Genomic DNA, 14291 nt, shown 5'->3' on the forward strand with positions numbered 1-14291 from the left:
CTTCAGGCCAGCGTGGCATCCGCGTGGCCTGCGAGGGTGCCAAGCAGCTCCAGGGCCGGTTGAGGGTCTGCGAACACAAACGCTTTGTCAGTGAGCTGGCCACTCAGGTTTCCGTCCAGGGTCAGCTCGAACCGGTGGCCTAGCAGGTCCTGATCCAGTTGTTTCACGTAGGTGCGGGTGTGCTCGGCATTGGCGGTGACCTTAAGGGTAGTACCATGCCCATCACCCAGCCCAGTGAACCCCAGCCCTGAGAGGTCAATGCGATCCTGGCTGGCATTGAAATCCTGAAGGCGGTCAGCATGGCTTACCGTGGCCGTCCTGTAGCTGTCTTGCAGGGTTGTGAAGCGGAACACGTCATTGCCCGTGCCACCTGCCAGCACATCTGCCCCCTGGCCGCCTATCAAGGTGTCGTCCTGGCTGCCCCCGGCAAGGTGGTCGCGGCCAAGCCCGCCCCACAGCAGGTCATTGCCAGCACCCCCTAGCAAGGTGTCTGCACCGGCTTTGCCATTCAGCACGTTCGCATCGCTTGTGCCTTGAATTCGATCGTGGCCCGCGCTGCCATTGAGCATGGCGATAAGGTCATTATGGCCCACGTGATCACCGCTGCCCTGCAACAATGTGGTGCCCAGCCCCAGGTGGGTGAAGGTGTTGTCGTAGACCGAGTTATGGCTCTGAGCGCCATGCCGCTCGCCCACGCCATAGGTACTGTTGCCGCCACCGGCTATCACATTGCCTGCGATGATATTGTGGTCAGCCAGGTGCATCTGGCCGGAGCTGCCATGGTGATCATCGTAGGGCTGAAGCTGCACTTCCGGGGCCGCTCCGTGCTGGGCGTTCTCATGAATCAGGTTATCGCGCACGGTTACGTTGCTGCCGCCATGAAGGCGAACACCTGAGCCGCCGTTGTGGTGAATGTCCATGCCCGAAATATCCACCCCGGACGCGAGCCGGACCATGACACCCTCCGCACCATTGGCATAGCTTTCGCCGCCGCTGACGGTGATGTGGTTTGGCGTAGGAATGTTCTCGTGACCACGCTGCACCATCACCCCAGCGCCCCCATTGTGGTGAGCTACGTTGTTCAGCAGCGCCAGGTCGTGGGTAGAGGTCACAACGTTGAAACCGTGGCGGTCATTGTCATAAGCCAGGTTGTTACGAAATACGCTGTCGATCAGGTAGTCGGCCACAAAGCCGTCCAGGCCGTTTCCGTGGGCCACGCTGTTCTCGATCAGCATGTTAGCCGTGCGTTCGTGGGGGTCGAAGCCATAGCCGGAGCAGTTCTGAATTTCCACTTCGCTGAGCGTCACCCGCGTGTTCTGCCCGGGTTCGCCGGGTAGAAAACCGTTGTACCAGCCATCGACCTTGCCGGTGGTATGGGCACGGTTGCCGTCGATGGTCAGGCCGCTCACACCGAAGTCATGGGTGGCCTCGCCACTGGCTGAGCGAATGATGCCGGTGACCGCCTGGTGGGAACCGCTGGCCAGCTTGATCACGGTCTCGCCCATACCGTCGCCCTTGATGAACACATTGCTCTTGATCATCAAGGCGCCATCGGCCGGGTGCGCTCCGCCACTGACCTTGTAGGTCCCTGCCGGCAGGTACACCTCACCACCACCCGCGCGGGCGGCCGCATCAATAGCCGCCTGGATGGCCGCCGTGTCGCTGGCACTGCCGTTGCCCTGCGCGCCAAAATCTTTCACATTGAATTGCCGAGCCATGTCGTTCATCCGTTTGTTAGGCTGTGTACGAAATGTTCTGACACGAAGGTCAGGCAAGGCGAAAACAGCTGAGGAAGCGGAGTTTACTGGTTGTAAATGAGCATTCCGAGCCTAGGCGGCCCCAGCTGTTTTCAACGCAGCATCACCAAGTGTCAGGACTTTTCGTATATAGCCTGCTGCGTAGCGACTGCCCAACGATGCACAAACGTTCTAGCCAGCCGCTACCCTGTGTGGATAACTGAGCACCGGCCGCCATTGTACCTGCTGACATGAGTAACTGGATCAACCTCGCCCAGGACCGGGACACCGGTATCGAAACGCTGCATGCCCACTTTCAGGGGCACGCCCACGCGTACGACCCCCATTGGCACGACACTTACCTGATCGGCTTCACTGAACAGGGCGTGCAGCGCTTCAATAGCCGCAAGGCCCGCCACGACAGCACGCCGGGCACGGTCTTTATGCTGGAGCCTGGCGACATCCACGATGGCGATGCGCCCAGCCCGGACGGTTTCACCTACCGCATGCTATACCTGCACCCCACATGGCTGGACCAGGCCTTTGATGGGCTGTATGGCGACCGACGAGGTACCGGCCTACCGGGAATCGGAACGGTACTCAGCGAAGACCCCGCCTTGGCACAGGCCATACTGCTAGCCTTCAATGCCCTGCACCAACACGACATTCGCCTGGTACGCGACATCGCACTCGATACACTGCTGGAGCGCCTGGCCAAGCACCTGCACTGGCACCAGCGCCTTACCGATCCACGGGCGCCTGCCATCGCCCACCGCGCCCGGGACTACCTCGTGGCCCACCATGAGCAGGACATCAGCCTGGAGGCTCTGGCCCTGGCCTGCAACACAGACCGCTTTCGCCTGACCCGCGCGTTCAAGGCGGCCTATGGTTTAGCGCCTCATGCCTGGCTCATCCAGCTTCGCGTTAGCCGCGCTCGCCAGCTGTTGGCGGCCGGCCTTTCGCCAGCGATGGTGGCCAGCCGGCTGGGGTTTGCCGACCAAAGCCACCTTGGCCGCTGGTTTCGCAGAGCCTATGGCATCAGCCCTGGCAACTATCAACGCCATACCGGCCGATAGCCGCACAAGCCTTCAAGACGCTGCCCGCTTGCCTGCACACACTGCCCTCACTGTCCTATCGAGGGAAGCCCCATGCTGGCATTCATCCTGTTCGCGTTCGTTGCATCCATCACCCCTGGCCCTACCAACCTGATTGTGCTCAGTACCAGTGCGCGCCGAGGCTGGCGCGCCTGTATTCCTATTATCCTGGGGGCCGGTGCGGGGGCCGCCTTGCTGGTATGGATAGCCGGCACGGGCGCAGGCACTGCCCTGCTGGAGCTGCCCCATGCGCGCACGGCCATGACCGCCCTGGGTTTGTGCTGGATGCTCTGGCTGGCCTGGAAGCTCTTTACATCGCCAGTGGTCCCCCTTGATGCCGCGACCAGCGAGCTTCCACGCGAGCTAGGGTTGGTCGGCGCGCTATTGCTGCAATGGGTAAACCCCAAGTCCTGGTTGATGGCGCTCGCTGTAATTGGAGTGTTCACGGCCGATGGTCAACCGCTCACCCCCTTGTGCATGGCCTTCTTTCTGGTGGCCTTACCCTGCCTCGGCGCCTGGGCCCTGCTTGGCCGTGGGGCAGCACGCTGGTTGAATACACCGGCACACCTGCGTTGGATGAACCGCGCCCTGGCATTGCTGCTGGTACTTTCATCAGGCGTTGCGCTGTTACAGGCTTGATTATCACCCTTGGGGCGCTGAAGCTATGCGCCTCTAGGAGAGCCTCATGAACCTGCAAGAACTGACCGAGCGCCTGCACTGCATTCGCGATAACAACCAATGGAAAGGCTTTCACAGCCCCAAGAACCTGGTCATGGCCGCCAGTGTGGAAATGGCTGAGCTGGTGGAAATCTTCCAGTGGCTCACCGAAGCACAGTCCCGTGAACTGGCACCCGAGCAACTGGCCCACGCGGGGCAGGAAATAGGCGATGTGGTGCTCTATCTATTACTGCTGTGCAGTGAGCTGGGGCTGGACATGGACACGGTGGTGCGGGCCAAGCTGGCCCACAGCGAACAGCGGTTTGCACAATGAAAGACCGCCATTTCGACGCCCTTGCCACCCGCTTTGCCAACAAGATCTACGGCGGCGCCAAGGGTGCCATCCGCCTGGCCGTATTGCAGGCAGACCTGGCTGAAGCCCTGCCCGCACGGCCGCTGCGCGTGCTGGACGTAGGTGCTGGCCTCGGCCATATGGGCGCTTGGCTGGCCTCGCAAGGGCACGACGTTACGCTCGCGGAGCCGGCAGTTCCCATGTTGGAAGCGGCACGTGAACGCTTTGCCGAAGCAGGCCTTCACGGCACGTTCATTCAAGCCCCTTGGCAGGAATTGGCCCACCTGGCTCAGGCGCCTTACGACCTGGTGGTGTGCCACGCCGTGCTGGAATGGCTGGCCGAGCCCGAGGCCATCTTCCCGGCTCTGGCTCAGTGGGTTGCACCCCAAGGCTGGCTGTCCCTGGCGTTCTACAACCGCGATGCACTGGTGTACCGCAACTTGCTCAAAGGCCACTTCCGCAAGCTCCAGCAAGACCTTCTGGCCGGTGAAAAGCAAAGCCTTACGCCGCAAACCCCTTTGGACCCACGCCACATCGACGCGCAACTCGCCTCGGCCTGGCAGGTCGAAAGCCGAAGTGGGGTGCGGGTGTTTCACGACTACATGCCCGTGGACTTCCAAGCCAAAGCCAGCGTTGAAGCGCTGGTGGCCATGGAGCTGGAATACCGCCGCCACCCTGCTTATGCAGGGTTGGGACGCTACCTTCATTGGGTATGCCGGCCCCGCTGAGAGGGCCATCGCCCAGGAGAGAACCATGCAACGCCGTCTTGCCATGTTGTGCTGCTGTCTAGGGCTGGCGGCCTGCCAGGCACCTAACCCTTACGTGGCCAGCTCGCTGCCCATGCCACCCGCGCCTGCCACAGCCGCATTGCCCCTGGATACCAGCGCCTACCCAGCCGCACCACGGGATTACGCCCGCTACCAGAGTTGGGCATGGACCAACAACCAACTACCGGCAGGTAGCCCCTGGGCGGCCTCCGAAGAAATCGCAGAGGCGGTGAGCGCCGGGCTTGATCAGCGTGGCCTGCGCCCGGCGCGTACCAGCGCGCCAGATGTACGCGTAACCGTTGAGGTGCGCCAGGAACGGCGGCTTCAGCAGGTGCAAGACGATTACGGCTATGGAGCGAGCTACGGGCCGGGCTATAGGCCCTACGGGCCGTATGGCTATTACGCCCCGCCTCCGGTAGTACGCACCTACGAGGTTCAGGTCACCGTGGTGCGCCTGCACCTGTTCGATGGGCGTACGGGGCAGGAAGTGTGGTCTGCCAGCGCCGACACTCAGGCCCAGGGCAGCCAAGGCCAGCGCGCCGACGCTTTGCGCACCGCCATCACCCGTGCCTTGGCGACATACCCCCCTCATTGATTCCTGGAGGTCCACATGCGTATCCCGCTTTTGTCCGTCTGTACCCTGGCGCTGGCCTTGGTGGGCTGTCAGGCCAACCAGGCCAACCGTGATTACGATGCCAGCCGAGACTTTGCTGCTTACCGCAGCTGGGCGTGGCAGGAGCCTGCCCTGCAATACCGTCCGGACGACCCTCGCATCCGCAGCGACCTTACCGAGCAGCGCCTGCGCCAGGCCGTGGCTGAACAGCTGGACCAACGTGGCCTGCGACCCGCACAAGGTGCAAAGCCAGATGTGAAGGTACAGGCTTGGCTGATCGTGGATAACCGTCAGGAACAAGTCACCACCCATTACGGGGGCCCTTGGGGGCCGGGCTGGGGTGGCCCGTGGATGGGGGCAGGCTGGAATGAAACCCGTAGCGTGGACTACCGCGTCGCGACACTGCAGCTAGATCTGCTCGATGGGCATGACGGCAAACTGGTGTGGCGGGCCAGCCAGGAACGCCTGCTCACCGACGACAATGCCAGCCCAGAGCAGCGGTCGCAGGCCCTGCGTGAAGCGGTAAAACGCTTGCTGGACCAGTATCCGCCACGGTAGCTACCTGGGCGGCGACAGGGCCGTTGCTAAAGTTGCCTTGACGCCGCGTGACTTCGAAGCTGCACTCTTGATAAGCAAGCCGGGGTGCTGGAAAGGCTTCCAGCAAGACAGTGGCGCTTTAAGGACGTGTGACGATGCAAGGCCTCGTATTACTGATCTGGTTCACCTTTTGTGCCGAACAGGACCTGCGCCAGCGGCATATTTCCAATAGCCTGACCCTAGGCGGCGGCTGTTTCGCCTTGTGGTATCTGTTTTCCACAGGCCACACCTGGCTGGGCGCCAGTGCCAGCGAAGGCGCATTCGCGTTGGCTTCCAGCCTGTTGCTCACCTTGCCGGCCTACTGGTATGGCCGGCTTACAGAGGCCGAAGTAAAACTGTTGGGCACCTTGGCCCTGGCCACCGATCGCGTTCACTGGCTAGGCACGCTCGTTGCTGCGCTGATCGTAGCCGTGCTGTGGCTGATGCTGGGCAAGCGCGTGTGGGCGCAGCTGGACCGCAAGCTGCGAGCACGCCTGGCCAACCTGGCCCCGGACGCTTCGCTGGCGCCGCCTTTGGTACCCTTTCTGCTGATGGGGTTCCTGGCCGCGCTTACCTGGGTACGCTAGCTGTTGGCACTAGCGACCGTAGAAGCAGGCTGCTACCGGGGAATAGCAGGGGCCACGGAACCACCGGGCCGCTGCGCTGACCAACGCCACGAACCCGGCGAACGCCGGCCACTGGAAGCACACCATGCAGGTAGACGGTTTTTTCGAATGGCTTGGCCAAGCGATCGGTGCGGTCATCCGCTTTATTGTCGATGGCCTTGAATGGCTCTTTGGCGGCTTGACACATGCTGGGGGCAACTTTGTAGAAGGGCTGTCTCGCACGCTGGGGATGGATACTTCACTGATCAGTATCGCCGCATTGATCGTGGGTTTGTTGCTGCTGTACTCAGCCGTTCGTGCCTTCATGCGAGCATCCATCGTGATGGGTATTATCTGGGGCATTTTGGGCCTGTGGCTGTTGAGCTGGATTATTCATTAAGCCTTTGGCTAAGGTGGCGCTTTATAGACATTCAAGCGCTTACCGTCCATGACGTCCCTCCTCCACGATTGGCTGCACCGCCCCACCCACCGCCGGGTATGGGCGCTTGCGGCACCGATGATCCTTTCCAATGTTTCGGTGCCGCTGGTAGCGCTAGTGGACACCACCGTGATTGGCCATCTGCCCCATGCACACCAACTCGGTGCCGTAGCCGTGGGAGCTGGCTTGTTCAGCCTTTTGGCCTGGGCGTTTGGTTTTCTACGCATGAGCACGACAGGGTTCGCTGCCCAAGCCGCCGGGCGCGGCGATGGTAGTGGCCTGCGCCAGGTGCTGGCACAAGGGCTGATTCTAGCGGCATCGTTCTCGTTGATGCTGGGGCTGCTAGCCATCCCCTTCAGCCGCTTGGCGCTCAGCTGGATGGCTCCCTCTGCCGAGCTTGAAAGCAATGTGCTTGTGTTCTTCCATACCCGCCTGCTGGGCTTGCCAGCGACCCTGGGGAGCTTTGCCCTGGTAGGCTGGTTTCTTGGCACCCAGAATGCCCGCGCGCCTCTGGCCATGCTGTTGATCACGAACGGCTTTAATATTGTGCTCAACCTTTGGTTCGTGCTTGGGCTGGGCTGGGGCGTCATCGGGTCGGCCCGGGCTTCGGTAATCTCCGAGTGGGCAGCATTAGGGCTGGGGTTGGTACTGGCGGTGCCCGCACTGCGCGCGTACGCCGGAACAGTCCCTTGGGCAAGGTTGCGACAGTGGTCACACTGGCGCCCCCTGCTAAGCCTTAATCGAGACATTTTCATCCGCAGCCTGGCGCTTCAGGCTGTGTTTTTCCTGATTACACTCCAAGGTGCCCGGCTGGGCGATGCCACTGTGGCCGCCAACGCCTTGCTGCTCAACGGCCTGATGCTCACTGCCCAGGCACTGGACGGGCTTGCTCACGCCGTAGAAGCATTATGCGGTCATGCCATTGGTGCACGCGATCGGCTGGCACTGCGGCGTGCGCTGGTAGTCGCGGCGGGTTGGTCGTTGGTGGCCAGCCTTGTGTTTGCGGCATTCTTTGGCCTGTACGGCGACCTGTTCATTGGTTTGCAAACCGATATTCTGGCCGTCCGCGCAGCGGCTACTGCGTTTTTGCCGTACTTGGCTGTGCTGCCACTGATCGCGGTATGGAGCTACCTGCTGGATGGCTTGTTCATAGGCGCCACGCGCGCACGGGAAATGCGCGACGGCATGCTGGCCAGTGTCGCACTGGCCGCACCCGTCGCCTGGTTGACCCAAGGGTGGGGCAACCAAGGGTTGTGGTTAAGCTTTCTGGTATTTATGACGCTCAGGGCAATCACCTTGGGAGGGATTGCCCTGGTACTTGCGCGCCAGCAGCGCTGGGTAGGTCAGGAGGCGAGGTAGGAGGAACGCGTGAGGCCCAGGCGCAAGGCATCCAGGAATGCAGTGCGCTCGCGCGGGCTGATCTTCGCGCTGGCCACTTTGTCCCGGTAGTGCGTCATCAGTTCCTCGGGGGACAAGTGCACGTAACGTAGCATGTCCTCGATGGTATCGTGGGTCTCGATACCGGCGTGGTACACGCCGCCACTGGCGGTCTGGTAGATGTTCACCGAATCGGTGTCGCCAAACAGGTTGTGCATGTCACCGAGGATTTCCTGATAGGCGCCTACCAGGAATACACCCAGCATGTAGTCTTCGCCTTTGGCCACCGGGTGCACCGGCAGGCTGGTCTCGATGCTCTGCTCATCCACGTATTGCTTGATCTTGCCGTCAGAGTCGCAGGTCAGGTCTTGCAATACGGCGCGGCGCACCGGCTCTTCATCCAGGCGATGCAGGGGCAGGATGGGCAATACCTGGCCAATGGCCCAGGTGTCAGGCAGGCTCTGGAATACCGAGAAGTTACAGATGTACTTGTCTGCCAACTTGTCGTTGAGTTCGTCCAAGATGGCCCGATGGCTGCGTTGCCGAGCCTTGAGCAGGTTGTGCAACTTGCGGCAGACCGCGAAGTAGCACTGTTCGGCCAAAGCTTTCTGAGCCAGGGTAACCTTGCCATCGGCATACTGGGCCGCGATATCACCGATGTAGTGAGTGGCACGCCAGTAGATTTCCGTGACCATTTCTGGGTCGGTCGGGCCTAGCAGGTCCGCCAGCCACTGCACGGTTTCGGGCAGGCTGTCGTAGTCCGGCAGCTCGGGCATTTCATCGTTGTGACGCTCCACGTCCGTCACTTGCACCACCAGCATGGCATGGTGGGCCGTCAGGGACCGGCCACTTTCCGAGAAAATATGCGGGTGAGGCAAGTTCTGGGCATTGCAGAACTCCTTGAGCATGCCTACAACTACGCCAGCGTAATCATCCATGTCGTAGTTGATGGAGCTGGCATTGCGCGAGTGGGTGCCGTCATAGTCCACGCCCAGGCCGCCGCCCACGTCAATGTGATCGACCGGCAGGCCCAGGTTGCGCAGTTCGCCGTAGTAACGAATCGCTTCCTTGAAACCATGCTGGTAGTCCGCCAGGTTGGCGATCTGGGACCCCATGTGGAAGTGCAGCAGGCGGATGCCCTGCTCCAGCTCGGCCTCGCGGAACCGTTCTACCACCGAAATGAGCTGCGCCGCCGACAGGCCGAACTTGGATTTCTCTCCACCGGTGTCTGCCCATTTGCTGGACGCCAGCGAAGAAAGCCGAACGCGCAGGCCGATCTGCGGCTTGACCTTCAGGTCAGCGGCTTCGTCGATCACCAACTGCACTTCGGACTCTTTTTCGATCACGATGAACACATTGTGGCCAAGCTTCTGACCAATCAGTGCCAGGCGAATGAATTCGCGGTCCTTGTAGCCGTTGCACACGATGGTGCCGCCCTTGGGCGCCAGGGCCAGCACGGCCATCAGCTCAGGCTTGGAACCCGCCTCCAGGCCAATGGACACATCTTTGGTGGCGATGATGTTCTCAACCACGGCCTCCTGCTGGTTCACCTTGATCGGGTACAGCGCGGTGTAACGGCTCTGGTACTCAAGTCGCTCGATATTGGCGTCGAACGCTCCCGTCAACTGGCGAACGCGGTGCTGGAGGATGTCCGGAAAGCGCACCAGCAAGGGCAGCGAAAGGCCGCTTTTGCGCAGTTGCTGCACTTGCTCGAAAAGGTCGATAGCCGGGCTGTCAGGCCCGTTGGGGCGCACCTCGACACGGCCGGCTTCGTTGATTGCGAAATAGCCCGCGCCCCAATGCCTGATCCCATAAACACTGCGGCTGTCCGCAACGGTCCATTGGCTGCCATCGTCTTTGCGAGTGCGTCTTACGGACATCGAGGTCCCCTGTAATAGGTCCGTTCCGGCAGGCACCTGGCCTGCCGCAAAGGTGAGAAGAAGGTGATAGCAGTACGTGGCGGGTAGACCCCATCCAGCATGCCGAGTTTAGAAAGAAGCGCTTCAGCCGCCGGACTTCTTTGCCTTGAAGCCCAAGCGAATCAGTTCGGCCAGTAGCAGGTCTACGTGATCGCCCTGTATTTCGATAACCCCGTCCTTCAACGCCCCGCCTGTGCCGCAGCGGCGCTTGAGGTTGGTGGCCAATACCTTGAGTTCCTCAAGGGGCAGGGGCACACCGGTCACGGTAGTAACGGTCTTGCCCCCCCGCCCCTTGCTTTCACGGCGTACCCGCGCAATGCCATCACCCTCGGGCAGCACGGTGCTGCTACAGGTACACGCGCCTACAGGCTGGCCACACCCGGGGCAGTGCCGACCGCTATCGGTGGAGTAGACAAGGCCGCCTAGCGAGGCGAAGGAGGAAGCTTTCTTGGCCATTGCAATCCCCAGGCGAGGGCGAAAAGGTCGCGCAGTTTACCGGCAAACGTCCCGCCTGCTAAGGGCTGGCGCACGTAATTTGTACAAATTCATACGTCAGAGTAGCCACACCGCATGACGGTTTGGCCTGCGTGGCTTATAACGCTGCAAATTGTGGAAAATAGCGCCGCAGTGCCTCAAGCGAGTCTGGGCACCATGGCTCATCCATGGCGCGGCGCACCAGTTCCTCGGGGTGAACAAAGCACACCTGGCTGATCTCTTCTGGTTGCAAGGTCAGCGGGCCATCCCATACGGCGGAAAATACCCCACACCATAATCGGTTGCCCGGCGCATCGAATAGAAACCGGCCATGATCGTGAAGCGGCACACCGGTGACGCCCAACTCCTCGGCCAGTTCGCGCTCGGCGGACAGCGCGTAGCTCTCATCTACCTGCACCATGCCGCCAGCCGCCGCGTCCCAATAGCCTGGGTAAACCGCTTTGCTCAGGGTGCGTTGTTGGGCACACAGCCTGCCTTGACTATCGAATAGCACGACGAATGTGCCCCGGCCGATCAGCCCACGTGTGCGCAATTCTGCCCGGGGCAGCCCACCCAGGAACTGGTCCTGCTCATCTACCCAGGCAATGATTTCGAGGTCCGAAGCGGCGCGGTGGGCCGCTTCAGCTGCCGTGCATGGCATACCCTGTTTCACCCTTGGGACAGCAACTGACGCAGGTCCAGTACCGCGGCGTTCGCACGCGAGATGTAGTTGGCCATGACCAGCGAATGGTTGGCAAAGATGCCAAAGCCACTGCCGTTGAGAATGACCGGGCTCCACAGAGGCGCCTGTGAGGCTTCCAGTTCGCGGATGATCTGCCGCACACTCACCGTGGCGTTTTTCTTGGCTAGCACATCGGCAAAGTCCACTTCGATGGCGCGCAAGAGGTGGGACAGCGCCCAAGCCTCACCACGGGCCTCGTAGAACACATTGTCGATCTGCAACCAAGGCGTTTCTACAAACTGCTCTTCCAGCTGAGGCGCACTGCCGGGTGCAAAGGTTTCCACCTTCACCGTGGTATCGAGCTTGACACGGCCCACGCTGGCCGACAGCCGCTGGGACAGCGAACCCAGGCGAGTGGATACATCGCCTAGCCAGTTGTTGAGGTTGTCGGCACGGGCATAGAAGAAAGCGTTAGGGTTCTGGTCCGTAAGGCGGCGCTGGTAGTTGGTAAGGGACTTGAGGCCCTCGGTGAACTCGGATTCGCTCGAAGGCAGCACCCAGCTCTTGTTGTCAAAGTTGAAGCGTGGCTCGGCACGGGCCAGGTCCCCGTCTTCGGTAGACTGCGACTGTGAACGGGCGAAGTCCTTGCGTAGAGCGCGGCTCAGGTCTCGTACCTGTACCAGTACGCCATATTCCCAGCTGGGCATGTTGTCCAGCCATACGCCTGGGGGCAGGCGGTCATTTGAGAGGTAACCACCCGGCTTGTTCAGAAGCGTACTGGCCACTTCCTTGAGCGTTTCGACTGTGGTGAAACCCACCACCATCTGACGGCCTTCGCGCTGGATAGCGGCCTGAGCGTCCTGCTGGACCGGGAACAGGTCCGGTTCACGGCTCCAATAAACACCTAGCACTATCGTGACCAGCAAGTAGATCCCCACTACGGCGATCAAGGCGCGGCTGAGCAGCAGGCTCTTCCAGTAACCTCGCCCGGCCCGTTCGGTACGATGCCCGGATTGCGCTGCGGCAGGCGATTCAGGGGTATCGGTGCGTTTCTTCCAATCGAGCATCAGGCTGTCCTTCAGGCTTTCGAGTCAACGGTTCGACCGCACGTGCTCGCTATGGTGCCAGCAGCGCATGGCCAGGCAGCAGCACATCGCCCCTGCCGGTGCACTATAAGGCACCTTGTGGCAGTAGACACCCGCAGGCTTGGCAACGCAACGGCGGGAGTTTTATGACAATCAAAGCATCACGCCCCTCGGAAGTGCTAGCATACGGCCACCATTTCTCCGATGTTCGCCCATGAGCTTTACCGATAACGTCAGCGAGCATCCTATGCGGGTGCATTTTGCGCAGCGCGTGACACATCAGTCCCGTGACGTTCTGCAGCTGTGGCAGCGTTTGCAATACCAGCGTTGGACGCCTGATGCACAGCTGCAACTTGAAGATGCCGTGTTGAGGTGGCAACGCTTCGCCGAGCGTTACGAAGACCGTGCCCACCTGGTGCTGGCCCATGAGGCCCATGCGGCGCTCGCTGGCGTTACCTTAAGCAAGAACCGCCTGGACAGCCCGTCGCTGCAACGCATGAATGATCTCATGCGCCGCGTAGCGGCCAGCGCTTTGCGTGCCTCTGACAGCGTGGAAGATACCGCCCGGCTTCCAGCCCCCAGGCGGCCTGTGGCACTGCTGCTGGATGACCCCGAGGCCAGCCAGCACCTGGCTCGCCAGCTGGGCATCTTTGGCTGTGAGGCACAATCCCTGGACAGCGCGGCCGCGCTGCTCTCCTGCGTTCGCGAGTACCCGCCTGTGGCGGTGGTGCTGGACATTGACTTTTCAGGCACAGGCAAAGGTTTGCTGCTCGGTGCACGCTTGCGACAGCTAGGAGGCGAATCCATCGCACTGGTGTTCCATAGCCTTGCAGAACCTGACACACGGGTTCGCCTGGAGGCTGTGAAAGCCGGCGGTCGGGCCTTTATCAGTGGGCCACTGGAAGCCTGGAATACGCTCGAAGCGCTCGAACCCCTGCTCAACGAAGGCCCTTGGCAGCCTTTTCGCGTTTTGGTAATCGATGATTCATCAGCCCAGGCCAGGCATACCGAACGCTTGTTGAACAACGTAGGCATGGTAACGCGCAGCCTCAACGACCCGCTTGAGACCATGGCGGCACTGGCCGACTTTCAGCCAGACCTGATCATTCTGGACATGTACATGCCCGATTGCACAGGCACCGAGCTTGCTCAAGCTATTCGTCATAATGACCGCTATGTAAGCGTTCCCATCGTTTACCTGTCTGCCGAGGGGGATACGGACAAACAGCTGGATGCTATGAGTGAGGCAGGCGATGATTTCCTCACCAAACCTATCAGCTCACGCCAACTGGTAACGGTAGTGCGCAACCGTGCAGCCCGCGCGCGCAGCCTGCATGCCAGAATGGTTCGTGACAGCCTCACAGGCCTGTACAACCATACTTATATTCTCCGTGAACTCGACGACGCCTGCGACAGGGCCCAGCGCGACTGTCAGCCACTGGTGTTCGCCATGCTCGACATTGATCACTTCAAGCGACTCAATGACAGCCATGGCCATGCCTTGGGTGACCGGGTGATAAAAAGCCTGTCGCTGTTTCTCAAGCACCGGTTGCGCACAACCGACCTTATCGGGCGCTACGGGGGCGAAGAGTTTGCCGTGGTGATGCCAAACACCACATTGGGCTGCGCCCTCAAGGTGCTGGAGGACATCCTGCAACGCTTCTCTGCCCTCCAGTTCCCCGCCCAACCCAAAGGGGTCAGTTGTACCTTTAGCGGCGGGGTTGCCATGGTGCGACCGGGCATGAGCGGTAACTCACTCGCATCCCAAGCCGATGCAGCGCTGTACCGCGCCAAACACCAAGGGCGCAATCGAATTTCAACAGCGCCGGAACCCGGTATTTTCTAATTTAGTAACACACTGTATTCGGCTGGCACGCCACGGCTGGTTATCATGCCAGCCGATTCGCCCTATCGA

Annotated in this window: 15 protein-coding genes; 10 read left to right on the forward strand and 5 right to left on the reverse strand. The window is 61.0% G+C overall.

What is annotated here, in order from left to right:
- Positions 1 to 2 precede the first annotated feature (2 nt).
- Positions 3 to 1718, reverse strand: a complete 1716-nt coding sequence (locus ACSAMW_RS12665; RefSeq protein WP_500590603.1) for a glycosyl hydrolase family 28-related protein — start codon at positions 1716 to 1718, stop codon at positions 3 to 5.
- Positions 1719 to 1987: 269 nt separating this feature from the next.
- On the opposite strand from ACSAMW_RS12665, the gene ACSAMW_RS12670 reads away from it, so the two are divergent.
- The 9 genes from ACSAMW_RS12670 to ACSAMW_RS12710 all read left to right on the forward strand — a co-directional run bounded on the left by ACSAMW_RS12670 (position 1988) and on the right by ACSAMW_RS12710 (position 8198).
- Positions 1988 to 2812: an AraC family transcriptional regulator gene (locus ACSAMW_RS12670; RefSeq protein WP_500590604.1), complete on the forward strand. Its 825-nt coding sequence runs from the start codon at positions 1988 to 1990 to the stop codon at positions 2810 to 2812.
- A 72-nt stretch (positions 2813 to 2884) separates the two neighbouring features.
- Positions 2885 to 3469 carry a LysE family translocator gene (locus tag ACSAMW_RS12675; RefSeq protein WP_500590605.1) on the forward strand — a complete coding sequence of 195 codons (585 nt, stop codon included), beginning with the start codon at positions 2885 to 2887 and terminating at the stop codon, positions 3467 to 3469.
- 46 nt (positions 3470 to 3515) lie between these two features.
- Positions 3516 to 3821 (forward strand): MazG-like family protein, encoded by a 306-nt coding sequence (locus ACSAMW_RS12680; protein ID WP_500590606.1) that lies wholly within the window; start codon positions 3516 to 3518, stop codon positions 3819 to 3821.
- Positions 3818 to 4567 carry a methyltransferase domain-containing protein gene (locus tag ACSAMW_RS12685; RefSeq protein ID WP_500590607.1) on the forward strand — a complete coding sequence of 250 codons (750 nt, stop codon included), beginning with the start codon at positions 3818 to 3820 and terminating at the stop codon, positions 4565 to 4567. Before ACSAMW_RS12680 ends, ACSAMW_RS12685 begins: the two co-directional genes overlap by 4 nt.
- Before the next feature lie 25 nt (positions 4568 to 4592).
- Positions 4593 to 5201 carry a DUF4136 domain-containing protein gene (locus ACSAMW_RS12690; protein WP_500590608.1) on the forward strand — a complete coding sequence of 203 codons (609 nt, stop codon included), beginning with the start codon at positions 4593 to 4595 and terminating at the stop codon, positions 5199 to 5201.
- 15 nt (positions 5202 to 5216) lie between these two features.
- Positions 5217 to 5777: a DUF4136 domain-containing protein gene (locus tag ACSAMW_RS12695; RefSeq protein ID WP_500590609.1), complete on the forward strand. Its 561-nt coding sequence runs from the start codon at positions 5217 to 5219 to the stop codon at positions 5775 to 5777.
- A 134-nt stretch (positions 5778 to 5911) separates the two neighbouring features.
- Complete coding sequence (locus ACSAMW_RS12700) at positions 5912 to 6382, forward strand: prepilin peptidase (RefSeq protein WP_168082759.1); 471 nt, start codon at positions 5912 to 5914, stop codon at positions 6380 to 6382.
- 124 nt (positions 6383 to 6506) lie between these two features.
- Positions 6507 to 6800, forward strand: coding sequence for a hypothetical protein (locus ACSAMW_RS12705; protein ID WP_500590610.1), 294 nt, complete (start codon positions 6507 to 6509; stop codon positions 6798 to 6800).
- Positions 6801 to 6848: 48 nt separating this feature from the next.
- The gene (locus ACSAMW_RS12710; RefSeq protein ID WP_500590611.1) at positions 6849 to 8198 is read left to right on the forward strand and encodes an MATE family efflux transporter; all 1350 of its coding nucleotides are present in this window, start codon (positions 6849 to 6851) and stop codon (positions 8196 to 8198) included.
- Here ACSAMW_RS12710 and speA read toward each other — a convergent pair.
- From speA to ACSAMW_RS12730, 4 genes are all read right to left on the reverse strand, one after another.
- Positions 8183 to 10096: an arginine decarboxylase gene (speA, locus tag ACSAMW_RS12715; protein WP_168082765.1), complete on the reverse strand. Its 1914-nt coding sequence runs from the start codon at positions 10094 to 10096 to the stop codon at positions 8183 to 8185. The two genes, ACSAMW_RS12710 and speA, sit on opposite strands and share 16 nt — an antisense overlap.
- A 123-nt stretch (positions 10097 to 10219) precedes the next feature.
- The gene (locus tag ACSAMW_RS12720; protein WP_500590612.1) at positions 10220 to 10591 is read right to left on the reverse strand and encodes a translation initiation factor Sui1; all 372 of its coding nucleotides are present in this window, start codon (positions 10589 to 10591) and stop codon (positions 10220 to 10222) included.
- Between the two features lie 136 nt (positions 10592 to 10727).
- Positions 10728 to 11270, reverse strand: coding sequence for an NUDIX hydrolase (locus ACSAMW_RS12725; protein ID WP_500590613.1), 543 nt, complete (start codon positions 11268 to 11270; stop codon positions 10728 to 10730).
- Positions 11271 to 11278: 8 nt separating this feature from the next.
- Positions 11279 to 12358 carry a DUF2333 family protein gene (locus ACSAMW_RS12730; RefSeq protein ID WP_500590614.1) on the reverse strand — a complete coding sequence of 360 codons (1080 nt, stop codon included), beginning with the start codon at positions 12356 to 12358 and terminating at the stop codon, positions 11279 to 11281.
- A gap of 232 nt (positions 12359 to 12590) precedes the next feature.
- Here ACSAMW_RS12730 and ACSAMW_RS12735 point away from each other — a divergent pair, with 232 nt between their 5' ends.
- Positions 12591 to 14222, forward strand: coding sequence for a diguanylate cyclase (locus tag ACSAMW_RS12735; RefSeq protein ID WP_500590615.1), 1632 nt, complete (start codon positions 12591 to 12593; stop codon positions 14220 to 14222).
- Positions 14223 to 14291: the final 69 nt, after the last annotated feature.

The sequence above is a fragment of the Pseudomonas sp. AB39(2026) genome (genome assembly GCF_059831485.1).

Bases quoted from the DNA above. Each gene is read 5' to 3' on its own strand.
- ACSAMW_RS12735 (WP_500590615.1), top strand. From the start codon at position 12,591: ATGAGCTTTACCGATAACGTCAGCGAGCATCCTATGCGGGTGCATTTT.
- ACSAMW_RS12675 (WP_500590605.1), top strand. From the start codon at position 2,885: ATGCTGGCATTCATCCTGTTCGCGTTCGTTGCATCCATCACCCCTGGC.
- ACSAMW_RS12695 (WP_500590609.1), top strand. From the start codon at position 5,217: ATGCGTATCCCGCTTTTGTCCGTCTGTACCCTGGCGCTGGCCTTGGTG.
- ACSAMW_RS12685 (WP_500590607.1), top strand. From the start codon at position 3,818: ATGAAAGACCGCCATTTCGACGCCCTTGCCACCCGCTTTGCCAACAAG.
- ACSAMW_RS12700 (WP_168082759.1), top strand. From the start codon at position 5,912: ATGCAAGGCCTCGTATTACTGATCTGGTTCACCTTTTGTGCCGAACAG.
- ACSAMW_RS12730 (WP_500590614.1), bottom strand. From the start codon at position 12,358: ATGCTCGATTGGAAGAAACGCACCGATACCCCTGAATCGCCTGCCGCA.
- ACSAMW_RS12690 (WP_500590608.1), top strand. From the start codon at position 4,593: ATGCAACGCCGTCTTGCCATGTTGTGCTGCTGTCTAGGGCTGGCGGCC.
- ACSAMW_RS12665 (WP_500590603.1), bottom strand. From the start codon at position 1,718: ATGGCTCGGCAATTCAATGTGAAAGATTTTGGCGCGCAGGGCAACGGC.
- speA (WP_168082765.1), bottom strand. From the start codon at position 10,096: ATGTCCGTAAGACGCACTCGCAAAGACGATGGCAGCCAATGGACCGTT.
- ACSAMW_RS12710 (WP_500590611.1), top strand. From the start codon at position 6,849: ATGACGTCCCTCCTCCACGATTGGCTGCACCGCCCCACCCACCGCCGG.
- ACSAMW_RS12725 (WP_500590613.1), bottom strand. From the start codon at position 11,270: ATGCCATGCACGGCAGCTGAAGCGGCCCACCGCGCCGCTTCGGACCTC.
- ACSAMW_RS12670 (WP_500590604.1), top strand. From the start codon at position 1,988: ATGAGTAACTGGATCAACCTCGCCCAGGACCGGGACACCGGTATCGAA.
- ACSAMW_RS12680 (WP_500590606.1), top strand. From the start codon at position 3,516: ATGAACCTGCAAGAACTGACCGAGCGCCTGCACTGCATTCGCGATAAC.
- ACSAMW_RS12705 (WP_500590610.1), top strand. From the start codon at position 6,507: ATGCAGGTAGACGGTTTTTTCGAATGGCTTGGCCAAGCGATCGGTGCG.
- ACSAMW_RS12720 (WP_500590612.1), bottom strand. From the start codon at position 10,591: ATGGCCAAGAAAGCTTCCTCCTTCGCCTCGCTAGGCGGCCTTGTCTAC.